Origin of the sequence: Pseudomonas sp. RL_105y_Pfl2_101 (genome assembly GCF_963970585.1) — a bacterium.
Classification (GTDB): Bacteria; Pseudomonadota; Gammaproteobacteria; order Pseudomonadales; family Pseudomonadaceae; genus Aquipseudomonas.
This window is the reverse complement of the sequence record NZ_CAXAPG010000001.1, coordinates 356,106-377,426: the sequence shown is the minus strand read 5'-3', so window position 1 is coordinate 377,426 and position 21,321 is coordinate 356,106. Positions and strand designations below refer to the sequence as shown.

Here is a 21,321-nt window from a genome sequence, read left to right as displayed (position 1 = left end):
ATCTTTTGATCTTCCGCTTGAGACTCAAGTGTCAGGGGAAAGATCGCAGCCTCGTTGCACTCGACAGCTCCTACAGCGCGTAGCCAGGCGGGAGTAATCTTAGACCTTGAACCGCCCCACCAACGTCTGCAAATGAACGCCCAGCCGCGCCAGTTCGGCGCTGGAGGCGGCGGTTTCTTCGCTGGAGGCGGCGGTTTGTTCGGACACGTCACGTACGTTCAGCACGCTGCGGTTGATTTCCTCGGCCACGGCGCTTTGTTGCTCGGCGGCTGCGGCGATCTGTTGATTCATCGATTGGATCGCCGAGACCGTGCGGGTGATGTTTTCCAGGGAGCCACCGGCACGGCGGGTCAGCTCGACGCTGTTGTCGGTCAGGCTGCGGCTGTTGTCCATGATGGTCGCGACCTGCTGGGTGCCCGATTGCAGGCCGACGATCAGCTCTTCGATTTCTTCGGTGGACTTCTGGGTGCGCTGCGCCAGGCTGCGAACCTCATCGGCCACGACCGCGAAACCACGCCCGGCTTCCCCAGCACGGGCCGCTTCGATGGCTGCGTTGAGGGCCAGCAGGTTGGTTTGCTGGGCCACGGATTTGATCACGTCGAGCACACTGCCAATCTTGTCGCTTTCGCGCTTCAGGTCGCCCATCGCCGCGGTGGAGTTGCCCACTTCGAGGGCCAGGCGTTCGATCTGGACGATGGCTTCACCGACCACTTTTTCGCCTTCACGTGCTTGCTGGTCGGCGGCAAGGGCGGCTTCGGAGGCTTCCTCGGCATTGCGTGCTACTTCCTGCACCGTGGCGGTCATTTCGTGCATCGCGGTAGCGACTTGGTCAGTTTCCACTTTCTGGCTGTTGACGCCAGCGCTGGTCTGTTCGGTGACGGCCGAGAGTTGGTCGGCTGCGCTGGCAATCTGCGTGACGCCTTGGCCGATGCCGCCGATCAATTGGCGCAGGCCCACGGTCATGCTCTGCATGGCCCGCTGCAGCTGGCCCAGTTCGTCACGGCGCTCGGAGGTCAGGTTGTGGGTCAGATCGCCGGCGGCCACGCCTTGGGCGATCCTGAGGGTCTGGCTCAAGGGGCCGACGATCTGCCGGGTGATCACCAAGGCTGAGATGATGCCGAACACGAGGGCCAGCGTTGCGGCCACGATCAGGAAAGTCTTGGCCTCGGCCGCATCACGGTCACGCACGCCGGTCTGGGAGGCGGTCAACTCTTGGCTGGTTTCGAGCAGCACTTCGCCTTGCTCAGCCATGCGCTTGAGTGCTGCAGCGGTATCAAGCTGGGAATCGCGGAACTGGCTAACCGCCGCTCGATAGAGGTTCATCGAGTCGCTGGCCTGCTGGAACCTGTCGGCGTGCTCTTCAGGCAACTGGGCCGGCAAACGTGCAAGCAGTTTCAGGACATCGGTAATTGCATCGATGGCCGGTTGTTGGGCCTCGCTTTTGCCACTGTAGGTGTAGCCGCGAACCTGATAGCGCGCCTGTTGGATCGCCTTGCTCAGGCTCACCAGACTGTTGAACTGGCCGACGTCGCCACCTTGCAGCAGCGCATTTTCCACTTCGGTGACGCGGGCCACCGCGTTGTCAGCGCTGGCGCCGAGTTTGCTGCGAGCGTCTTCACGGCTGGCGGTGGCGGTGATCATCTCGGCGAAGGCGCTTTTATACTCGACGACGGCGGCCAGTTGTTTGTCGATCAGCGCTACATCGTCCGGTTGCTCGATCAGTTGGCGGGCGGTTTTCAGCCCCGCATCGAGCTTGTCAATCAGGTCGTTGACCTCCTGCGGACCGTTTTCTCCACGAGAGTTGTAGTAGTCCATGCGTGCCAGGCGCAAGTCCTTAGTCAATCCGCTGAGTTCGGAAATGAACCCCAGTTTGTCGCCACGGCTGATCACGTTACCCAGGCCGGTCCATCCGGTAAACGCGATCATCAGGGTCAGGAACAGCACAAGGCCGAAGCCGAAGCCGAGCTTGCGATTGACGCTTACATTTCCCAGACTCTGGGCAAACCACTGGAACATGCCGATACTCCCTCGCAGCGCTGATTTTGTTTTATCCGTGCTGTATCGGCTTTCAGGGAAGGATCTGTAGAAATGAACGGAAGATATTGGGCTTGCTGACGTTGTGGCGAGGGGCGCATGAAGCCACAGAGGATCAGAACAGACGTGCGAGCAAGGCCGTGACGGCGGTTTCGACCCGCAGGATCCGCTCGCCCAGTTGTACCGGTTGCAGCCCGGCCTTGGCCAACAGGTCGATCTCGTAGGGAATCCAGCCGCCCTCCGGGCCGATGGCCAATGTCACCGGCTCAGTCAGCGCGCGAGGGCAGGGCGGGTAATTACCGGGGTGCCCCACCAGGCCCAAGGTGCCGTCGGTGATGGCTGGCAGGCGGTCTTCGACGAAGGGCTTGAAGCGTTTTTCGATGATGATTTCTGGCAGCACGCTGTCCCGGGCTTGTTCCAGGCCCAGGATCAGTTGCTCGCGGATGGCCTCGGGTTCGAGGAAAGGCGTCTGCCAAAAGCTCTTTTCCACGCGATAGCTGTTGACCAGCACCACCCGCGGCACGCCCATGGTGGCGACAGTCTGGAACACCCGCCGGAGCATTTTCGGACGCGGCAGGGCCAGTACCAGGGTCAGCGGCAACTTGGCCGGCGGCGCCTGGTCGAGGGTCACTTGCAGTTCGGCCTCGCGGGCTTCCAGGCGCAGCACCTGAGCCGTGCCCATCAACCCACCGATGCGCCCAACCCGTAGGCTGTCACCGACGGCGCTGCGGTGGACTTCCTGCATGTGGGTCAACCGGCGATCGTTCAGGATCACGCGGTCAGGCCCAATGAAGTCGGCCTCTTCGAGCAGCAGCAGGTTCACGCTTGGGTCGCTGGCGGCTGGTCGTTGTGGTCATCGACTGGCTGGTCCTCGGGTTCTTCTTTCCGGCGCTTGCGCACCAAGCCACCGAACAGGATGCCGATCTCGAACAGCAGCCACATTGGCACAGCCAGCAGGGTCTGGGAGAAGATGTCCGGCGGGGTCAGGATCATGCCGACCACGAAGCAGCCGATGATCACGTAGGGGCGGGCCTTCTTCAGGTAGGCAACGTCAACCACGCCGATCCACACCAGCAGCACCACCGCCACCGGGATTTCGAACGCCACGCCGAAGGCGAAGAACAGCGTCATGACGAAATCCAGGTAACTGGTGATGTCGGTCATCATCTCCACACCCGCCGGGGTGGCGGCGGCGAAGAACTTGAAGATCAGCGGGAACACCAGGAAGTAGGCGAAGGCCATGCCGGTGTAGAACAGCAGGATGCTGGACACCAGCAGCGGTACGGCGATGCGTTTTTCATGCTTGTACAGGCCAGGTGCAATGAAGCCCCAGATCTGGTGCAGGATCACCGGAATGGCCAGGAACAGCGAGACCATCATCGTCAGCTTCAGGGGCGTCAGGAACGGCGACGACACGTCGGTGGCGATCATTGTCGCCCCCGCCGGCAGGTACTGGCGCAGCGGTGTGGAGACGAAGGTGTAGATCTGCTGGGTGAAGGCAAACAGCCCGGCGAAGATAATGAAAATCGCCGCGACGCAACGCAGCAGGCGGGTGCGCAACTCGGTGAGGTGCGATACCAGCGGCATCGGCTGGTCGTTCTCTGGGATATCGCTCATGGGGCTCGCGGCGGCAATGTAGGGTCGTTAGGCGCTTCTGGCGTTGTCGCCGTCGGGGCGGGTTCCACCGGTTTGGCAGGCTCGGCCACCACGGGCGCCGTGTCATCCACCGACGCCTGTGGCGCAATCGTCGGCTCGACCGCAGGTTGGACCGGCGTCGGTTCCTGCTGGGTCGGCGTGAAGATTTTCCGCGCTTCCTGCTCCAGGGACAGAATATGTTCGTTGTGAAGTTGCCGACGGATGTCGTCGGCACCGATTTCACGTTCAACTTCCTGTTTGATCGCATTGAAGCTGCGCTTGAGACGACCGACCCAGAGACCAGCGGTGCGCGCAGCACCCGGCAGACGCTCAGGGCCCAGTACCAGCAGGGCGACGAGGCCGACGAGCAGCAGTTCAGTGAAGCTGATACCAAACATTAGTCAGTGCTCACGAGTCTTTGCGGGCGGGCTCTTCGACTTTCTGGGCCTGCACGTCGATGGTGTGCGGCGCATTCACTGGCTGGGTGCCCTGGGGGGGTACCGATTGGGTCGGCTGCGCCGGTTGGCCAGGAGTCGCCGATGAGTCGGCCGGTTTTTCGTCATCGTTCATGGCCTTGCGAAAGCCCTTGATCGACTCGCCGACATCGGTGCCGAGGTTTTTCAGTTTCTTGGTGCCGAACACCAGCACCACGACGACCAGGATGACGACCCAGTGTTTCCAGTCAAAAATACCCATGGGGCTATTCCTCTCAAAAGTTGATCAGGCGGACGGGCGCGAGGCTTTCTCGACGTGCCCGGACAGACCGAAGCGACGGTCCAGTTCATCCAGTACGGCCTGCGGATGCTGCCCCAGTTGGGCCAGCATGACCAGGCTGTGGAACCACAGGTCGGCGGTCTCGTAGATCACGTCGCTGCAATCGCCACTGATGGCGGCGTCCTTGGCGGCGATGATGGTCTCGACCGACTCTTCGCCGACTTTCTCCAGAATCTTGTTCAAGCCCTTGTGGTACAGGCTGGCGACATAGGAACTGTCGGCCGCGGCGCCCTTGCGCTCTTCCAGCACCTGGGCCAGGCGGGTCAGGGTGTCACTCATGGGTATGTCCTGAATAAATGGCGTGCGGGTCCTTGAGCACCGGGTCGACGGTTTTCCAGTCGCCGTTCTCGAAGACGCGATAGAAGCAGCTTTGACGGCCGGTGTGGCAGGCAATCTCACCGACTTGCTCGACCATCAGGATGATGACGTCGCCGTCGCAGTCCAGGCGCATCTCATGCAGGTGCTGCACGTGCCCGGACTCTTCACCTTTGCGCCACAGCTTGCCACGGGAACGTGACCAATAGATGGCGCGGTTCTCGGCGGCGGTCAAGGCCAGCGCTTCGCGGTTCATCCAGGCCATCATCAATACGCGCCCGGTCTTGTGGTCCTGGGCGATGGCCGGCACCAGGCCGTCAGCGTCCCACTTGATCTCGTCCTGCCAGTTTTTCATCTTTGACTCCGACCATGGGCCGCGCACCTGATGTCGGCGGGCCCAGCGTTGAAACAGTGTGCCAGCGCGAACCGGTGCTGGCTATCGGCGAACGACCAGATACAGACCTACCAGCATCATGATACCGGCCGGCCAGTGACCCAGTTGGCTCAGCGGCCCGCCGGTCGCCAGCACCGCGCCGCCCCCCAGGTGAGCTGCGCCAAGCAGGCGCAACAGCCAGTCGTCCTTGCGTCGGTGCCACGGTGGCGTCGGGTCGTGTGCGTGGGGTTGGGACATGCGTTCGAGCAGGTCGCGGGTCATGTTGGCCAGGTGGGGGAGCTGCTCGAACTGACTCTGCACGTTGCCCAGCAAGGTTTTGGGGCTGACGCGCTCGCGCATCCAGCGTTCGAGGAACGGTTGGGCGGTGTTCCACAGGTCGAGGTCCGGGTACAACTGGCGGCCGAGGCCTTCGATGTTCAACAGGGTTTTCTGCAACAGCACCAACTGCGGCTGGACTTCCATGTTGAAACGTCGCGCGGTCTGGAACAGGCGCATCAGCACCTGGCCGAAGGAAATATCTTTTAACGGTTTTTCGAAAATCGGTTCGCAGACGGTACGGATCGCCGCTTCGAATTCGTTGAGCTTGGTCTCGGCCGGCACCCAGCCCGAATCGATGTGCAGTTGGGCGACGCGACGGTAGTCACGCTTGAAGAAGGCGAACAGGTTGCGCGCCAGATAGTCCTGGTCTTCGGGGGTCAGGCTGCCGACGATACCGCAGTCGATGGCAATGTATTGCGGGCTCCACGGCTGCACCGTGCTGACGAAAATGTTGCCCGGGTGCATGTCGGCGTGGAAGAAGCTGTCGCGAAACACCTGGGTGAAGAAGATTTCCACGCCGCGTTCGGCGAGCATTTTCATGTCGGTACGCTGGTCGGCCAGGGTGGCCAGGTCGGTGACCTGGATGCCGTAGATGCGCTCCATCACCAATACTTTCGGTCGACACCAGTCCCAATAGACTTGCGGTACGTACAGCAGCGGCGAGCCTTCGAAGTTGCGACGCAACTGGCTGGCGTTGGCCGCCTCGCGTAGCAGGTCGAGTTCGTCGTAGATGGTTTTTTCGTAGTCCTGGACCACGTCCACCGGGTGCAGCAGGCGGGCATCGGCCGACAGCCGCTCGGCGGCGCGGGCGAGGATGAACAACCAGGCGAGGTCCTGGGCGATGATCGGCTTGAGGCCCGGGCGGATGACCTTGACCACCACTTCTTCGCCGCTCTTGAGTTGGGCGGCGTGAACCTGGGCGACGGAGGCTGAAGCCAGGGGCTCGACATCGAAACGGCTGAAGACTTCGCCGACCTTCTTGCCCAGTTGTTCCTCGATCAGCGCCACCGAAACCTTGGAATCGAACGGCGGCACGCGGTCTTGCAGCCGCATCAGTTCATCGGCGATGTCTTCGGGCAACAGGTCGCGACGGGTCGAAAGGATCTGCCCGAACTTGATGAAGATTGGCCCCAGGTCCTGCAGGGCCAGGCGCAAGCGCGCACCGCGACTCAGGTCCAGCGTTCGCCGGGGAAACCAGCGCCAGGGCAGCACGAAGCGCAGGGCCAGGAGAAACCAGGGCAGTGGCAGGGCGAACAGCAGGTCATCAAGGCGGTAGCGGATCACGACGCGCTGGATGCGCAACAAACGGCGGACGGCAAGCAGCTTCATGCGTTATCGCTTGGTTTCAAGGGATCGGGAAAGGCGCTCGAAACGCGCCTCGAGACGTTCCAGGTCAAGTTTGACCTGGTCCAGTTCATTAAAACGGGCTTGGGCTTCGCGTTGGCCTACGAGGGTACGCGATTCTTCGGCCAGGTATTCACTCAGATTCTGCCCCAGGCTGGCGAACCCCTGCCGATACCATTGGCTGCGGCTGCGCAAATGGCCGCTGAGCAATTGGGTCGCCACCGGACCGATCCAGCGGGACACTTCGTATTCCCAGTCCAGCTCCAGGTCCTGGAGAATCGCCGCCAGTTCCAGCAGTACACCGCTGTCGCCGTCGAGCGTCACGTCGGGGCTGTGCAGCACCGCGGTCTTATCCTTGCCCAAGGCCAGGTTCAGCAGGCTCGACGCCGGGGCGCGCAGCGTGCAGTCGGCCTCGGCCTCCCAGTGTGCTGCGAGCATCAGGCCTTCGTCGCTGGGCAGGATGAACAACCGCAACGCCGGGCTACGGCAGTCGACGGCGATCACGCGGCCGCTCAAGCGCGCCAGGCGCGCGAGCGCCGTGCTGTCCAGGCGCAGCACCCGGTTGAGGCCCAGTTCGACGCTGGCGAGCAGGCCGGTGAGCAGCATCAGGGTTTGATGCCGCGGTGTAGGGCGACGATGCCTGCGGTCATGTTGTGGTAGGTCACGCGGTCGAAACCGGCCTCGACCATCATCGACTTCAGGGTTTCCTGGTTCGGGTGCATGCGGATCGATTCGGCCAGGTAGCGATAGCTTTCCGAGTCGTTGGTGATCAGCTTGCCCATCAGCGGCATGAAGGCGAACGAGTAGGCGTCATAGGCCTTGGACATCAGCGCGTTGGTGGGCTTGGAGAACTCCAGCACCAGCAGGCGGCCACCAGGCTTGAGTACTCGCAGCATCGAGCGCAGGGCATCTTCCTTGTGGGTGACGTTGCGCAGGCCGAAGGCGATGGTCACACAGTCGAAATGGTTGTCGGGGAACGGCAGCTTCTCAGCGTCGGCCTGGACGAACTCGACATTGCCGGCCACACCCAGGTCCAGCAGGCGGTCGCGACCGACCTTGAGCATGGATTCGTTGATGTCGGCCAGGACCACCTGGCCGGTGGGCCCGACGATGTGGGAAAACTTCTTCGTCAGGTCGCCCGTGCCGCCGGCGATGTCCAGTACGCGATTGCCGCTGCGCACGCCCGACAGTTCGATCGCGAAACGCTTCCACAAGCGGTGCATGCCGCCCGAGAGCAGGTCGTTCATCAAGTCGTACTTGGCGGCGACGGAATGGAAAACCTCAGCGACTTTTTCCGCTTTCTGGCTTTCCGGCACGTTCTTGAAGCCGAAGTGAGTGGTGGGTTCGGCATCGCTGCCTTTGCGCTGATCAGTCATATCGCGGTCACCAAAAAAGAATGCGGGACATTCTAATCCCGGTAGAGGGCTTTGTCTTGGCAAGGCTGAAGGTAAGATGGGCTACCGCCGGGACGTTTTGACGCAGCCAGGGTCTGAAACGTTCAGGCAAGTCCCGATAAAACAGGAGTCACCCGATGGCCCGTATAACTGTTGAGCGTGCCCATGGCCTGGGCAAGGAAGCGGCGCGAGAGAAGGCCGACAAGCTGGCGCAGAAGTTGTCCGACAGCTATGGCCTGGAGCCGCAGTGGGTGGGCGACACCCTGAAACTCAAGCGTTCCGGGGTCAAGGGCGAAGTGCATGTGGGCGAGGACTCGATCCGCGTCGACGTGGAGCTGGGCATGTTGATGTCGGCCATGGGCGGCACGATCAAGAGCGAAATCGAAAAAGCACTGGATAAGGCGTTGGCCTGATTGATCGAAAGGGTGGGTGGAATGCATGACTCAAGTTCACCACCCATCCTCTTGTGGGAGCGAGCCTGCTCGCGATAGCGGTGTGTCATTCAACATCAATGTTGCGGGTTCACCGCAATCGCGAGCAGGCTCGCTCTCACATTGAAAGTCATCGCCCTCAGGTTTTGTGTCAGTTGTTAGGGTGCCCTTTCTAATTATTGTCACTACTTTGTGCCTGAGCCCGTCCATGTGCGGGCAGTTCCTCAAACCTTTTTTCGAGTGAGGTGCACCATGGCCAAAGTTATTCTGAAGAAAAAAACCGACGTTGAATCTTCCACGCTCAGTGACGTGAAAACGTACGCGCGCAAGATCTGGCTGGCTGGCCTGGGCGCCTACACGAAGGTTGGCCAGGAAGGCAGCGAGTACTTCCAGGAGCTGGTAAAGGCTGGCGAAGTTATTGAAACCAAAGGCAAAAAGAAAATTGCCGGGAAACTTGAAGCGGCCAACAGTGAATTGATTGAAGCCAAGAGCGAGGTCAATACTTTCAAGGCTCGGGTTGAAGTACAACTCGATAAAGTCGAGAAGGTATTCGATGCCCGTGTTGCAAGTGCCTTGAATCGTATCGGCATTCCGTCTAAACATGACGTTGAGACACTCTCTGCTAAGCTCGATGAGCTGACAGCATTGCTCGAACGTGTCGCGCGTAAACATTAAGGAGAACGGGATGGCTGGCAAAAAAATCACAGAAAAAGAGGGCAGCTCGTGGGCCGGGAAAATTGAAAAGTATTCCCGCAAAATCTGGCTTGCTGGTTTAGGCGTGTACTCGAAGATCGACACTGACGGCAGCAAGCTCTTCGAGTCCCTGGTTAAGGACGGCGAGAAGGCCGAAAAACTCACCAAGACGGCGGTCGGCAAACAAGTTGATGCCGCCAAGGGCTCCGCCGAGTCCGCCAAGTCGCGAATCGGCGGCGTGAAGGATCGTGCACTGGGCAAATGGGACGAACTGGAAGGGGCTTTCGATAAACGCCTGAACAGTGCGATTTCGCGCCTGGGTGTGCCGAGCCGTAGTGAAGTCAAGGCACTGCACAGCAAGGTCGACACCCTGACCAAGCAGATCGAAAAACTCACTGGCGCGAAAGTCGCCCCGGTGGCAGCCAAGGCTGTGGCGGCCAAGCCTGCTGCTAAAACGGCGGCCAAGCCACTGGCCAAACCTGCGGCGAAAGCAGCGGCCAAGCCCGCGGCTAAAACGGCTGCGGCCAAGCCTGCTGCCAAGGCGACGGCCAAACCGGTAGCGGCCAAACCTGCGGCTAAAACGGCAGCCAAGCCTGCGGCCAAACCCGCGGCTAAAACGGCGGCTGCCAAACCGCCAGCGAAACCCGCCGCCAAGCCTGCGGCAAAAGCGGCGGCCAAACCTGCTGCGGCGAAAAAACCGGCCGTGAAAAAGCCGGCCGCGTCAAAAGCCGCTGCACCGAAGGCGCCGACCGCGGCCGCCAAACCGGCGACCCCGACGAGCACGGCGAACTCCGCCGCCGCTCCGACCCCGGTCGCCACGCCAACTCCAGCGCCGGTTCCAACGACGCCTACCACCCAGTCCTGATTCTGCGGGACATGCAAAAACGCCCGGCCTGTGAAGGTCGGGCGTTTTTGTTTGTAAGCAGGTCAACCTGTGTGCGAGCTTGCTCCCACAATGGATCTGTCACAGCCAGTGGTTAGTCGTGTTCTTCCAGGTAGCGCAACGCCAGTTGCTCAGTCGCCACCTTGGCCGCGGGTGGCAGGTGCGGGGCCACTAGCATCATGATCTGGTAGACCACCAGTCGCACCTCGCCCTCGCGGTCCAGGATCCGCTGGTAGTCCAGGGAGAACAGCAAGGTCATGGTGATCTGCTCCACCAGTTGCCCCAAGGCTTGGGTGTCGCTGATCAGCATTTCCTGGGCCTTGAGCTGCGCCAGCAGTGAGGCGAGGGTGCGCTTCAGGGCATTGAGCAACTGGCGGATGCCCTTGGCCAGCTTCGGCAGGCGCCCGGCCAGGTTCGACAGGTCCTGGAACAGAAAGCGGTACTGCGCCAGGCGCTCGACGATCAAGTGCAGGAACAGCCAGTAGTCTTCCGGCGCCAACTGCACGTCCGCCGGAGGGTCCAGCAGCGGTGCCAGTTCGCTTTGGAATCGCTCGAACAGCCCGAGGATCAGCGGTTCCTTGCCATGGAAGTGGTAATAGAGGTTGCCCGGGCTGATGCCCATTTCGTTGGCAACTTCCATGGTGGAGACGTTCGGTTCGCCCTTTTCGTTGAACAATTGCAGGGCGCATTCAAGGATGCGGTCGCGGGTTTTCATCCGGTCTTCTTAATGATCAAGTCATGCCACGGCCAATCGCCTGGCCGTGGGGTAAGGCCTTCAGCGCACGCGAACATAGGTACCGGGAGCTGCGTCCAGGGGCGGGTAGTTCACATTGCCCAAGGTCATCTGGGTTTCGTGCTGGGCGCCGGAACGTTCCTGGATCCAGCCCAGCCATTGGGTCCACCAACTGCCTTCGACATGCTTGGCGTCGTAATACCAGGCCCGTGGGTCGCTACTCATTTTCGCGCTTTCGATGTGGTTGGCCTTGGGGTTGCCCGGTGGGTTGAGGATGCTTTGGACGTGGCCGCTGTTGGAAAGCACGAAGCGTTTTTCGCCACCCAGCAACAGGGTCGAGCGATACACCGCGTCCCACGGCGTGATGTGGTCATTGATGCCGCCCACACTGAAGCTGTCCACCGTCACTTTCTGCAGGTCGATGGGCGTTCCGCACACTTCCAGGCCACCGGGATGGGTCAGTGGGTTGTGCTTGAAAAAGTCCAGCAGATCGCCGTGGTAAGCCGCCGGCAGCCGGGTGCAGTCGTTGTTCCAGTAGAGGATGTCGAAGGCCGGCGGCTCCTTGCCTAGCAGGTAGTTGTTGACGAAGTAAGTCCAGATCAGGTCGTTGGGGCGCATCCAGGCGAACACCCGGGCCAGGTCGCGGCCATCGAGGATGCCTTTCTGGTAGGAGCGGCGCTTGGCGGCTTCGAGGGTCTGCTCGTCGATGAACAGCGTGGCCGGGCTGTCGATCTGGCTGTCCAGCAGGCTCACCAGGTAGGTGGCGCTGGCGACCCGGCGTAGCTGGCGCTTGGCTTGCAGGTGGCCTTGCAGGGCGGCTATGGTCATGCCCCCGGCGCAGGCGCCCATCAGGTTGACTTCACGGGCGCCAGTGATCGCCCGGCAAACGTTCATGGCCTCTTCCACGGCCTCGACGTAGCTGGACAGGCCCCATTCGCGGTGGCGTACGTCAGGGTTGCGCCAGCTGATGATAAAGACCTGTAAACCGTTTTTCAGGGCGTACTGGACGAAGCTGTTGGAAGGGCTCAGGTCGAAAATGTAGAACTTGTTGATCTGCGGCGGCACGATCAGCAACGGCTTGGCGTATTGCTTTTCGCTCATGGACCGGTACTGGATCAGCTCGAGCAATTCGTTGCGAAACACCACCGCACCGGGGGTGGTCGCCAGGGTCTTGCCGACTTCAAAGGCATGGGGCGTGACTTGTCGCGGCAAGCCGTCGTTGTGCAGCAGGTCGTCCACCAGATGGCTGAGGCCTCGAACCAGGCTGGTGCCGCCGGAGTTGAAGAGTTCCTTGACCGCCAGCGGGTTGAGCAGGGTGTTGGACGGCGAAACGGCGTCGTTGAGCAGGGCGAAGGCGAAGTGGGCGCGGGCGCGGTCATCCTGGCTCATGGTGCTTTCGTCGATCCAGCTCGTCACCTGTTTCTGCCAGCTCAGGTAAGCCTGCAGGCTGCGGCGGTAGAACGGATTGAGCTGCCAGGTGGGATCGGCAAAACGCGGGTCGTTGGGGTTGCTGGGGTGCAGGGTCTCGCCCAGCAGCACGCGGCCCAGTTGGCCGCCCAGTTTCAACGCGTGCCGGGCACTGTGCACCGGGTTGCGCAAGCCGTGTGCGGCGACGCTGCGCAAAGTCGACAGCAAGTCCCTGCCACGCAGGCCGGTGACCGCACTTTGTGCGTTGATGAAGCTGGCAGGGGCGGGCATGGAACCCTTCGCCGGTTTGTCGCGCATGAGTCAACTCCTTCGTCATCAGGCTAAAAACAAACACACCGAACCAGACAACATAGTCGCTGTTTCGGGTCGCTGCGCGGTCCGGCGTCCTGCCAGGCGCTAATAGGCGGTTTCAGCCGCCGCCCAGCGGCGAGGGATGCGGATGCATCACTGCGCGCTGACGTTCTTCCTCCAGGAATTTCATGATGATCGGCGCCACTGCCTCGGCCCGGGTGATCAGAAACAGATGGCCGTCATCGATGATGTGCAGTTGGGCGTTGGGAATGCGCCAGGCCAGCATACGCATGTTGATCAGCGGGATCAGCGGGTCGTCGTCGCCGGCCAGCACGAGGGTCGGCTGGTGGATCTTGTGTAGCCAATGAATGCTGGTCCAGCCCAGGCCGGCGAACAGTTGCCAGTAATAACCGAGCTTGCCCGCCGAACGAACCTTGGCCGCATGGCTGGCCGCCAGGCTCGGGTCGCGGCGGAACGAGCCGCCGTAGATCAGTGGGGCGATACGCATCACATGGGACGGTTGAATGTAGCGTCGGGGGCTGGCCATCATCCACAGCACCTTCGGTTTACCTGGCACCATCACCGCCCCGGCCGCCGTGGCTGCCAGTACCAGCTTCTTGCAGCGTTCGGGATAGTCATGGGCGAACTGCTGGGCCAGGGCGCCCCCCCAGGACACGCCGATCACGTTGACCTGCCCATAGTTCAGGTAATCAAGCATTCGCGCGGTGAGTTTGGCCAGGCCAGGAAAGCGATACGGCCGCCTGGGCGTCGATGAACCGCCGACACCGGGTACGTCAAAGGCGATGACTTCCAGGTCCGGGTCCAGGGCCTGGATGAACGGGAACACCAGCTCGAGGTTGGCGCCGATGCCGTTGAAAATCAGCAGCGGCGTCAAGTGAGGCTTGCCGGGACGTACCGCGGTGCGCAAGGTCTGGCCATCCAGATCGACGGTACGGAAGATGTACGGTTGCGGCATGCTTCAAGCCCTGTGGGTCATGTCTCGGGTTACCTGTGTTCGGTCTGTTAGACCGAGTCGCGACCTTCGCGAGCGAGCCCGCACCCACATTGGATCGGTTGCGAACCTGAAACTCATGTTCACAGCACAACCCAATGTGGGAGCAGGCTTGCTCGCGAAGACGGCCTTGCATTCACCGTTAATGTCGGCTGTCAAAGTGCTTTCGTGAGCAAGCCCACTCCCGCGCCAGACGAGTTGTATCCATTACCGCTCATGCACATAAGTGCCGGGCGCCGCTTCACCGGCCGGGTGGGCCTTGTTGCCCAGCACGGTAGGGGCTTTTTTCAGTTTGCCCGAGCGCTCGGCCTGCCAGGCCTGCCAATGCAGCCACCAGGAGTCGGTGTGCTTGGTTGAGTTCTCCTGCCAGTCCTCGGCCTTGGCGGGCATGTCATCACTGGTCATGTAGCGCGACTTGGGGTTGCCTGGCGGGTTGAGAATGCTCTGGATATGCCCGCTGCTCGACAACACGAACTCCACCTTGCCGCCAAACAACTGCGCCGACTTGTAGCAGGACTTCCATGGCGTGATGTGGTCGTTGGTGCCGGCCAGGGAGAAGATGTCGGCGGTGACCTGCTTGAGATCGATGGGCGTGCCGCACACTTCCAGTGCATTGGGGCGGATCAGTGGGTTGTTCTTGAACATTTCGATGAGGTCGCCGTGGAACGCCGCCGGCAGCCTCGTGGTGTCGTTGTTCCAGAACAGGATGTCGAAGACGGGCGGCTCGTTGCCCAACAGGTAATTGTTGACCCAGTAGTTCCAGATCAAGTCGTTGGGGCGCATCCAGGCGAACACCTTGGCCATGTCGCGACCTTCGAGCACGCCGGCCTGGTAGGAATGGCGCTTGGCCGCTTCCAGGGTCTGTTCGTCGACGAACAGCGCCACGTCGGTGTCCAGGGTGGTGTCGAGCACGCTGACCAGCAGGGTCAGGGCATTGACCTTTTTCTCGCCGAGAGCGGCGTAATGGCCCAGCAGCGCGGTGCAGGTGATGCCGCCCGAGCAGGCGCCGAGCATGTTCACGTCCTTGCTGCCGGTGATGGCCGTGACCACGTCCACCGCCTCCTTGAGCGCCTCGATGTAGGTCGACAGGCCCCACTCGCGCTGCTCCTTGGTGGGGTTGCGCCAACTGACGATGAAGGTCTGCACGTTACTGCGCAAGCAGAAGCGTGCCAGGCTCTTGTCCGGACTCAGGTCGAATACATAGAACTTGTTGATCTGTGGCGGCACCACCAGCAGCGGTCGCTCGTGGACCTGCTCGGTGATGGGGCGGTACTGGATCAGCTCCAGCACGTCGTTGCGAAACACCACGGCGCCTTCGGTCACGCCCAGGCTCTTGCCGACCTCGAACGCGCCCATATTGACCTGGCTCGGCATCCCGCCGTTGTGCACCAGGTCCTTGGCCAGGTGGGACAGGCCATCCAGCAGGCTCTTGCCGCCGGTTTCGAAGAAGCGCTTGACTGCTGCCGGGTTGGCCGCCGAGTTGGTCGGGGCCATGGCTTCGGTCATCAGGTTGATCACGAAATGCCCACGGCTGATGTCTGCGGGCGAGAGGTTGCTGTCGTCGATCCAGGCGTGCAGCTCCTTGCGCCACGCCAGGTAGGTTTGCAGGTAACGTTTGTAGAGTGGGTTCTGGCTCCACGCCGGGTCAGCGAAGCGACGGTCGTCGCCGGCCGGTTGCAGTTCGGATTTGCCGAACAGGACATTCTTGAGTTCGACGCCGAAATGGGCGACGTGCTTGACGCCGTGCAGCGGTTGCTTGATGGCCTGGGTCAGCACCATGCGGGCAGAGGCCAGCAGATCTTTTCTGCGCAAGCCGACGACGGGATTCAGCCCCAGGGTATTTTCCGAGGCTTGATACTTCAGGTCATCGTTGTTCTTGTTGCTCATCTACGACGCTCCATTGTCCTTCAGACGAGTACCCGGATCGTGCCATGAAGCCACACAGCCGATACCAGGTACGCTGCTCGGGTGACCATTAATTCCGCATCGAGGGCCAATGAGGAAACGTATGCCAGGAACTCGGCGGTTCCTTTGCAGGTAACTTGCCAGCTCCATTGGTTACCCGAGTTTAATTTTTTTCGCAAGCAGGCCAGTCATTGACGTTGCCGCGCGGGCATTCAAGCAGATGAGTCTAGAAAATTCGCCCTAAAGCGCCAGCCCTTGAGTTAGAGCATCAGCTTGACGACGGACTCGTTCGGATCGCGGGTTTTTCCGGCGGCCTTGAGTTCGCCAAGATAATCGCTCCACAAGTCTTCCTGACGCACCGCTAGCTGGTAGAGATAGTCCCAGGTGAACAGACCGCTGTCGTGGCCGTCGTCGAAGGTCAGTTTCAGTGCGTATTGGCCGGCCGGTTCGACCTTGGTCAGGGCAACGTTGAGCTTGCCGTATTGCAGGATGGGTTTGCCGTGGCCCTGGACCTCGGCGGAAGGCGAGTGCACCCGCAGGAATTCGGCGGGCAGGTGATACTCCTCGTCTGGCGCGTATTTGAGCGTCAGGGTCTTGGAGGCTTTGTGCAAGTTGATGGCGCTGGGGAGTTTGGTCATGGGATCGTCCTCTTGAAGCCTTATGTGAACGCTATGTGGCGAGGGAGCTTGCTCCCGCTGGACGGTGTAGGAGCTGGCGAAGCCTGCGGTCTTTTGATCTTGATCTTCACGCCAGACTCAATGGGTCGTGGAAAGATCGCAGCCTCGTTGCACTCGACAGCTCCTACAGGGCCCAGCGCGAGCAAGCTCCCTCGCCATAGGAGCCCGCTCACACGTCGTGTGGCTTACAGGATATACCGCGACAGGTCTTCGTTCTGCGCCAGCTCACCCAGGTGGTTGTTGACGTACTCGGCGTCGATGAGGATCGGCGCTTCGTTGTGGGTGCTCGCCAGGTCACCAGCACTGAACGACACTTCCTCGAGCAGGCGTTCGAGCAGCGTGTGCAGACGACGGGCACCGATGTTCTCGGTCTTCTCGTTGACCTGCCAGGCGATCTGGGCCAGGCGCTTGATGCCTTCTGGCGTGAACTCGATGTTCAGGCCTTCGGTCTTGAGCAGCGCGCAATACTGTTCGGTCAGGGATGCGTGGGGCTCGCTGAGGATGCGTTCGAAGTCTTCCGGCGTCAGCGCCTTGAGCTCGACGCGGATCGGCAGGCGACCCTGCAGCTCCGGCACCAGGTCGCTCGGCTTGCTCAGGTGGAACGCACCGGAGGCGATGAACAGGATGTGGTCAGTCTTGACCATGCCCAGCTTGGTGTTGACCGTGCAGCCTTCGATCAGCGGCAGCAGGTCGCGTTGTACACCTTCGCGGGACACATCGGCTCCGCCGACATTGCCGCGCTTGGCGACCTTGTCGATTTCGTCGATGAACACGATGCCATGCTGCTCGACCGCCTCCAGCGCCCTGGCCTTCAACTCTTCTTCGTTGACCAGGCGGCCGGCTTCTTCATCGCGCACCAGTTTCAGCGCTTCCTTGACCTTGAGCTTGCGGTTTTTCTTCTTGCCCTTGCCCATGTTGGCGAACAGGCTCTGCAACTGGTTGGTCATCTCTTCCATGCCTGGCGGCGCGGAAATATCGACGCCGGCCATTTCGGCCACTTCGATCTCGATTTCCTTGTCGTCCAATTGGCCTTCGCGCAGGCGCTTGCGGAACAGTTGGCGGGTGTTGGAGTCCTGGGTCGTGGCAGCGTCGGCGTTGAAACCCATGCGCGCCGGCGGTAGCAGGGCGTCGAGGATGCGCTCTTCGGCGGCGTCCTCGGCGCGGTGGCGGACCTTGGTGATTTCCTGTTCACGCAGCAGCTTGATGGCGGCATCGGCCAGGTCACGGATGATCGACTCGACGTCGCGGCCGACATAGCCGACTTCGGTGAACTTGGTGGCTTCGACCTTGATGAACGGTGCGTTGGCGAGTTTGGCCAGGCGACGGGCGATCTCGGTTTTACCGACACCGGTCGGGCCGATCATCAGGATGTTCTTGGGGGTCACTTCGACGCGCAGTTCTTCGGGCAGTTGCATCCGGCGCCAGCGGTTACGCAGGGCGATGGCGACGGCGCGCTTGGCATCGTCCTGACCGATGATATGGCGGTTGAGTTCGTGGACGATTTCGCGGGGAGTCATGGACATAATAATGGGTGGTCCTCAAGCAAGAATGGGCCGTGGCGTGGGTCGCCTGGACAGGCTTATTCCGCGAGGTCCTGCTCCTCAATGGTCTGGGTGTGGTTGGTGAAGACACAGATGTCGCCGGCAATGCCCAAGGCAGTCTCGACGATCTCACGGGCCGACAGGTCGGTTTTTTTCAGCAGGGCGCTGGCCGCAGCCTGGGCGTAGGCGCCGCCGGAACCCATGGCGATCAGGCCGTCTTCGGGTTCAACAACGTCGCCGTTGCCGGTGATGATCAGGGAGGCGTCCTTGTTGGCGACCGCGAGCATGGCTTCGAGGCGGCTCAGGGAGCGGTCAGTGCGCCATTCCTTGGCCAGTTCCACGGCGGCACGGACCAGGTGGCCCTGGTGTTTCTCAAGCTGGCCTTCGAAACGCTCGAACAAAGTGAAGGCGTCGGCAGTGGCCCCGGCGAAACCGGCGATGACTTCGCCGTGATACAGGCGGCGGACTTTCTTCGCGTTGCCTTTCATCACGGTGTTGCCCAGTGAAACCTGGCCGTCGCCGCCCATGACGACTTTGCCATGACGGCGGACTGAAACGATGGTGGTCAAGGGAGAGTCTCCACGCAGCGGGGCGAAAATGCCCGGATGGAACTCATATGGGGGTGGCGTGGGTTTTTTCAACTGCGGGGGACGAGTGGTGCGAGGCGCGTAGGAGCTGTCGAGTGCAACGAGGCTGCGATCTTTCCAAAAACACTTGAATCTCAAGCGAAAGATCAAACGATCAAAGATCAAAAGATCAAAAGATCAAAAGATCAAAAGATCAAAAGATCGCAGCCTCGCTCCGCTCGGCAGCTCCTACAGGTCCCGTGGCCGCGAAAGCCTTGCAGCCACAGGTGTTCTCTGTAGAAATCAGCGGCTCTGGCGTTGTTGTAACAACAGATTGCTGAAACCGCTACCGGCCAATTGTTTTTGGGCCTTGGTCAGTTCCTCACGGTTGCTGAACGGCCCGACAAGTACCCGGTACCAGGTCTCGTCCCGCACGGTGCCGGACTCCACCGACACGGACTGGCCCAGCAGAATGATCTGCGCCCGGACCTTGTCGGCGTCGGCTTCCTTGCGGAACGAACCGGCCTGCAGGAAGAACTTCGTCACCGGCGCGGCTTTCTGCACCGGTGGGGCCGGTGGCGGCGTGATGCCGGCGAGGGCCGCCTGGGCGCGAGCGGTGTCGATCTTCGCCGCTTCGGCCGGGGTCACCGGGGTGGTGGGCACCTGGGGCACTTGCGGCGTCGGCAGGGTTTTCTCCGGCACGGCCTCGGGCGGCACGATGACTTCCGATTCCGGCAGCAAGGTGTAGAAGTCGTACTTCGGCTTCACCGGTTGTGTCGGGCTCGGCGGGGTTTTGTTGGCCTCGGCGATCCGCGTGGCTTTCTGCTGCTCTTGCCGGACGCGCTTGACGTCATCGCCCTGGCCCGGCTCCAGCTTCATCAGAAACACAATGAAAGCGCCGACGGTCAGGCCGATGGCCATCCACAACCAGCCCGGAATCGGTTGTTTGGCAGGAGGCTGGTAACGACTGGCGCCGCGTTTGGGTGCAGGTTTTTTCTTGGCGGCCAACTTACATGCGCTCCAGGGTTTCCAGGCCCAGCAGTTCCAGGCCTTGCTTGAGCGTCCGCCCGGTCAGTGCGGCGAGACGCAGGCGGCTCTGCATTTGCTCTGGGGTTTGCGCGTTGAGGATCGGGCAGTTCTCGTAGAAGCTGGAGAACAGGCCGGCGACATCGTACAGGTAGGCGCACAGGGTGTGCGGTGTGCCCTTGTCGGCGACGTTATTCAACACTTCACCGAACTGCGCCAGCTTCGCCGCCAGTTCCTGTTCGTGAGGGGCCTCAAGCACAATCTGACCGTCCACTTCATTGAAGTTTTTGCCCAGCTTGCGGAACACCCCCGCCACGCGGGTGTAGGCGTACAGCAGGTACGGGGCGGTGTTGCCTTCGAAGTTGAGCATCAGGTCGAAGTTGAAGCTGTAGTCGCTGGTGCGGTGCTTGGACAGGTCGGCGTATTTCACCGCGTCGATGCCCACGACCTTGGCGATCTTGCGCAGTTCGTCTTCGGCCAGCTCGGGGTTCTTGCCCTTGACCAGGGTGTAGGCGCGGTCCTGGGCCTCGGTCAGCAGGTCGATCAGCTTTACCGTGCCGCCATCACGGGTCTTGAACGGGCGGCCGTCGGCGCCGTTCATGGTGCCAAAGCCCATGTGCTCCATGTCCATTGGGTGGGGCACGAAACCGGCCAGGCGTGCGACTTCGAACACTTGCTGGAAGTGCAGGGCCTGGCGTTGATCGACGAAGTACAGCACCCGATCGGCCTTGAGCGCGCCGTTACGGTAGCGCACGGCTGCCAGGTCGGTGGTGGCGTAGAGGTAGCCACCGTCGGCCTTGACGATGATCACCGGCAGCGGCTCGCCATCGGCGGTCTTGAACTGGTCGAGGAACACGCACTGGGCGCCGTTGCTTTCCACCAGCATGCCTTTGGCCTTGAGGTCGTTGACCACGTTGATCAGGTCGTCGTTGTAGGCGCTTTCGCCCATCACGTCGGCCATGGTCAATTTAACGTTCAGCAGCTCGTAGATTTTCTGGCAGTGAGACAGGGAGATGTCCTTGAACTTGCTCCACAGTACCAGGCACTCGGCATCGCCGGCCTGCAGCTTGACCACCAGGCCCCGGGCCCGGTCGGCGAACTCGGGCGACTCGTCGAAGCGTTGCTTGGCGGCGCGGTAGAAGTTCTCCAGGTCCGACAATTCGTCGCTGGTGATCGGGTTTTCCTGCAGATAAGCCATCAGCATGCCGAACTGGGTGCCCCAGTCGCCGACATGATTCTGGCGGATCACGGTGTCGCCAAGAAACTCCAGGACCCGGGCCACGCCGTCGCCGATGATGGTCGAGCGCAGGTGGCCGACGTGCATTTCCTTGGCGAGGTTGGGGGCCGAGAGGTCGACCACGGTGCGCTGCAACGGGCCGGCCTTGCGCACGCCAATGCGCTCATCGGCCAGGGCCGCATCCAGGCGCGAAGCCAGGGCCTGAGTGTTCTGGAAGAAGTTGATGAAGCCGGGGCCCGCAATGTCAGCCTTGCTGACGTTCTCGTCGGCCGGCAGGGCATTGATGATTTTCTCCGCCAAGTCTCGTGGCTTCATGCCAGCCGGCTTGGCGAGCATCATCGCGATGTTGCTGGCGAAATCGCCGTGGGTCTTGTCGCGGGTGTTTTCGACCTGAATCGCCGGCGACAGGCCTTCTGGCAGCACACCTTCAGTGACGAGTTGGGTGATGGCTTGCTGGATGAGCTGGCGAATGGTGTCTTTCATGGTCTTCTCTTTCAACCGCAGGCGCGGCGGCGCTTCGATGCGCTGGTGGAAAAACTGGGCATTATCCGTGGCGCGGGCGAGCTTGCCAACTGTAGCGGGTCGGTTGGGGATGTGTGGTGATTATTCGGCCGTCATCGCGAGCAGGCTCGCTCCCACATTGGAATGCGATTCCCTGTGGGAGCGAGCCTGCTCGCGATGACGATGCTT

General features: G+C 61.4%; 21 protein-coding genes and 2 pseudogenes. 3 read left to right on the top strand and 20 right to left on the bottom strand.

Annotation, left to right across the window (positions count from 1 at the left end):
• Positions 1-99: 99 nt before the first annotated feature.
• From AACY31_RS28810 to ubiE, 11 genes and pseudogenes are all read right to left on the bottom strand, one after another.
• Positions 100-963 (bottom strand): methyl-accepting chemotaxis protein, encoded by an 864-nt coding sequence (locus AACY31_RS28810; protein ID WP_445261516.1) that lies wholly within the window; start codon positions 961-963, stop codon positions 100-102.
• A pseudogene (locus AACY31_RS28805) lies at positions 958-1,926 on the bottom strand (methyl-accepting chemotaxis protein); the annotation flags it as partial. The gene AACY31_RS28810 and the pseudogene AACY31_RS28805, both read right to left, overlap by 6 nt.
• A gap of 223 nt (positions 1,927-2,149) precedes the next feature.
• Entirely contained in the window at positions 2,150-2,857 is a 708-nt protein-coding gene (locus AACY31_RS01640; protein WP_339481056.1) for a 16S rRNA (uracil(1498)-N(3))-methyltransferase, read from the bottom strand.
• On the bottom strand, positions 2,854-3,651 hold the full coding sequence (tatC, locus tag AACY31_RS01635; RefSeq protein ID WP_445261511.1) for a twin-arginine translocase subunit TatC: 798 nt from the start codon (positions 3,649-3,651) through the stop codon (positions 2,854-2,856). Before tatC ends, AACY31_RS01640 begins: the two co-directional genes overlap by 4 nt.
• Positions 3,648-4,067: a Sec-independent protein translocase protein TatB gene (gene tatB / locus AACY31_RS01630; protein WP_339481054.1), complete on the bottom strand. Its 420-nt coding sequence runs from the start codon at positions 4,065-4,067 to the stop codon at positions 3,648-3,650. Before tatB ends, tatC begins: the two co-directional genes overlap by 4 nt.
• A gap of 10 nt (positions 4,068-4,077) precedes the next feature.
• Positions 4,078-4,365 carry a twin-arginine translocase TatA/TatE family subunit gene (locus AACY31_RS01625; protein WP_339481052.1) on the bottom strand — a complete coding sequence of 96 codons (288 nt, stop codon included), beginning with the start codon at positions 4,363-4,365 and terminating at the stop codon, positions 4,078-4,080.
• 24 nt (positions 4,366-4,389) lie between these two features.
• Positions 4,390-4,722, bottom strand: coding sequence for a phosphoribosyl-ATP diphosphatase (locus tag AACY31_RS01620; RefSeq protein WP_003186671.1), 333 nt, complete (start codon positions 4,720-4,722; stop codon positions 4,390-4,392).
• The gene (gene hisI, locus AACY31_RS01615) at positions 4,715-5,113 is read right to left on the bottom strand and encodes a phosphoribosyl-AMP cyclohydrolase (protein ID WP_003196931.1); all 399 of its coding nucleotides are present in this window, start codon (positions 5,111-5,113) and stop codon (positions 4,715-4,717) included. Before hisI ends, AACY31_RS01620 begins: the two co-directional genes overlap by 8 nt.
• Before the next feature lie 81 nt (positions 5,114-5,194).
• Entirely contained in the window at positions 5,195-6,799 is a 1,605-nt protein-coding gene (gene ubiB / locus AACY31_RS01610; RefSeq protein ID WP_339481049.1) for a ubiquinone biosynthesis regulatory protein kinase UbiB, read from the bottom strand.
• Positions 6,796-7,420 (bottom strand): annotated as a pseudogene (locus AACY31_RS01605) (ubiquinone biosynthesis accessory factor UbiJ). Before AACY31_RS01605 ends, ubiB begins: the two are co-directional and overlap by 4 nt.
• On the bottom strand, positions 7,420-8,190 hold the full coding sequence (ubiE, locus tag AACY31_RS01600; protein WP_003196937.1) for a bifunctional demethylmenaquinone methyltransferase/2-methoxy-6-polyprenyl-1,4-benzoquinol methylase UbiE: 771 nt from the start codon (positions 8,188-8,190) through the stop codon (positions 7,420-7,422). The pseudogene AACY31_RS01605 and the gene ubiE overlap by 1 nt, the downstream one beginning before the upstream one ends.
• Positions 8,191-8,345: 155 nt before the next feature.
• Between ubiE and AACY31_RS01595 the strand changes: the two genes are divergently transcribed.
• The 3 genes from AACY31_RS01595 (at position 8,346) to AACY31_RS01585 (ending at position 10,197) form a co-directional block, all read left to right on the top strand.
• Positions 8,346-8,621 (top strand): polyhydroxyalkanoic acid system family protein, encoded by a 276-nt coding sequence (locus AACY31_RS01595; protein ID WP_339481046.1) that lies wholly within the window; start codon positions 8,346-8,348, stop codon positions 8,619-8,621.
• Between the two features lie 270 nt (positions 8,622-8,891).
• Positions 8,892-9,314, top strand: a complete 423-nt coding sequence (locus tag AACY31_RS01590; protein WP_046064121.1) for a phasin family protein — start codon at positions 8,892-8,894, stop codon at positions 9,312-9,314.
• Positions 9,315-9,324: 10 nt separating this feature from the next.
• A complete protein-coding gene (locus AACY31_RS01585; RefSeq protein ID WP_339491343.1) occupies positions 9,325-10,197 on the top strand; it encodes a phasin family protein in 873 nt (290 codons plus the stop codon).
• A gap of 112 nt (positions 10,198-10,309) precedes the next feature.
• Here AACY31_RS01585 and AACY31_RS01580 read toward each other — a convergent pair whose 3' ends face one another.
• The 9 genes from AACY31_RS01580 to argS form a co-directional block, all read right to left on the bottom strand.
• Positions 10,310-10,930 (bottom strand): TetR/AcrR family transcriptional regulator, encoded by a 621-nt coding sequence (locus AACY31_RS01580; RefSeq protein ID WP_339481043.1) that lies wholly within the window; start codon positions 10,928-10,930, stop codon positions 10,310-10,312.
• Between the two features lie 60 nt (positions 10,931-10,990).
• Positions 10,991-12,673, bottom strand: a complete 1,683-nt coding sequence (phaC, locus tag AACY31_RS01575; RefSeq protein ID WP_339481041.1) for a class II poly(R)-hydroxyalkanoic acid synthase — start codon at positions 12,671-12,673, stop codon at positions 10,991-10,993.
• A 112-nt stretch (positions 12,674-12,785) separates the two neighbouring features.
• Complete coding sequence (gene phaZ, locus AACY31_RS01570; protein ID WP_339481040.1) at positions 12,786-13,643, bottom strand: poly(3-hydroxyalkanoate) depolymerase; 858 nt, start codon at positions 13,641-13,643, stop codon at positions 12,786-12,788.
• Positions 13,644-13,886: 243 nt separating this feature from the next.
• A complete protein-coding gene (phaC, locus tag AACY31_RS01565; protein WP_339481039.1) occupies positions 13,887-15,566 on the bottom strand; it encodes a class II poly(R)-hydroxyalkanoic acid synthase in 1,680 nt (559 codons plus the stop codon).
• A gap of 278 nt (positions 15,567-15,844) precedes the next feature.
• Positions 15,845-16,222: a DUF971 domain-containing protein gene (locus AACY31_RS01560; protein WP_339481038.1), complete on the bottom strand. Its 378-nt coding sequence runs from the start codon at positions 16,220-16,222 to the stop codon at positions 15,845-15,847.
• 224 nt (positions 16,223-16,446) lie between these two features.
• A complete protein-coding gene (gene hslU / locus AACY31_RS01555; protein WP_339481037.1) occupies positions 16,447-17,784 on the bottom strand; it encodes an ATP-dependent protease ATPase subunit HslU in 1,338 nt (445 codons plus the stop codon).
• A 56-nt stretch (positions 17,785-17,840) separates the two neighbouring features.
• Positions 17,841-18,371: an ATP-dependent protease subunit HslV gene (gene hslV / locus AACY31_RS01550; RefSeq protein WP_003196958.1), complete on the bottom strand. Its 531-nt coding sequence runs from the start codon at positions 18,369-18,371 to the stop codon at positions 17,841-17,843.
• 300 nt (positions 18,372-18,671) lie between these two features.
• Positions 18,672-19,376, bottom strand: a complete 705-nt coding sequence (locus tag AACY31_RS01545) for an SPOR domain-containing protein (protein ID WP_339481036.1) — start codon at positions 19,374-19,376, stop codon at positions 18,672-18,674.
• Between the two features lies 1 nt (position 19,377).
• Entirely contained in the window at positions 19,378-21,114 is a 1,737-nt protein-coding gene (gene argS, locus AACY31_RS01540; RefSeq protein ID WP_339481035.1) for an arginine--tRNA ligase, read from the bottom strand.
• Positions 21,115-21,321: the final 207 nt, after the last annotated feature.

What these genes read in the sequence shown, in the direction of transcription:
- hisI (WP_003196931.1), bottom strand. Translation starts at nt 5,113, where the DNA reads ATGAAAAACTGGCAGGACGAGATCAAGTGGGACGCTGACGGCCTGGTG.
- phaC (WP_339481039.1), bottom strand. Translation starts at nt 15,566, where the DNA reads ATGAGCAACAAGAACAACGATGACCTGAAGTATCAAGCCTCGGAAAAT.
- tatB (WP_339481054.1), bottom strand. Translation starts at nt 4,067, where the DNA reads ATGTTTGGTATCAGCTTCACTGAACTGCTGCTCGTCGGCCTCGTCGCC.
- AACY31_RS01595 (WP_339481046.1), top strand. Translation starts at nt 8,346, where the DNA reads ATGGCCCGTATAACTGTTGAGCGTGCCCATGGCCTGGGCAAGGAAGCG.
- tatC (WP_445261511.1), bottom strand. Translation starts at nt 3,651, where the DNA reads ATGAGCGATATCCCAGAGAACGACCAGCCGATGCCGCTGGTATCGCAC.
- ubiB (WP_339481049.1), bottom strand. Translation starts at nt 6,799, where the DNA reads ATGAAGCTGCTTGCCGTCCGCCGTTTGTTGCGCATCCAGCGCGTCGTG.
- AACY31_RS01585 (WP_339491343.1), top strand. Translation starts at nt 9,325, where the DNA reads ATGGCTGGCAAAAAAATCACAGAAAAAGAGGGCAGCTCGTGGGCCGGG.
- phaC (WP_339481041.1), bottom strand. Translation starts at nt 12,673, where the DNA reads ATGCGCGACAAACCGGCGAAGGGTTCCATGCCCGCCCCTGCCAGCTTC.
- AACY31_RS01580 (WP_339481043.1), bottom strand. Translation starts at nt 10,930, where the DNA reads ATGAAAACCCGCGACCGCATCCTTGAATGCGCCCTGCAATTGTTCAAC.
- ubiE (WP_003196937.1), bottom strand. Translation starts at nt 8,190, where the DNA reads ATGACTGATCAGCGCAAAGGCAGCGATGCCGAACCCACCACTCACTTC.
- AACY31_RS01590 (WP_046064121.1), top strand. Translation starts at nt 8,892, where the DNA reads ATGGCCAAAGTTATTCTGAAGAAAAAAACCGACGTTGAATCTTCCACG.
- hslU (WP_339481037.1), bottom strand. Translation starts at nt 17,784, where the DNA reads ATGTCCATGACTCCCCGCGAAATCGTCCACGAACTCAACCGCCATATC.
- AACY31_RS01625 (WP_339481052.1), bottom strand. Translation starts at nt 4,365, where the DNA reads ATGGGTATTTTTGACTGGAAACACTGGGTCGTCATCCTGGTCGTCGTG.
- AACY31_RS01620 (WP_003186671.1), bottom strand. Translation starts at nt 4,722, where the DNA reads ATGAGTGACACCCTGACCCGCCTGGCCCAGGTGCTGGAAGAGCGCAAG.
- AACY31_RS01560 (WP_339481038.1), bottom strand. Translation starts at nt 16,222, where the DNA reads ATGACCAAACTCCCCAGCGCCATCAACTTGCACAAAGCCTCCAAGACC.
- AACY31_RS28810 (WP_445261516.1), bottom strand. Translation starts at nt 963, where the DNA reads ATGACCGTGGGCCTGCGCCAATTGATCGGCGGCATCGGCCAAGGCGTC.
- phaZ (WP_339481040.1), bottom strand. Translation starts at nt 13,643, where the DNA reads ATGCCGCAACCGTACATCTTCCGTACCGTCGATCTGGATGGCCAGACC.
- argS (WP_339481035.1), bottom strand. Translation starts at nt 21,114, where the DNA reads ATGAAAGACACCATTCGCCAGCTCATCCAGCAAGCCATCACCCAACTC.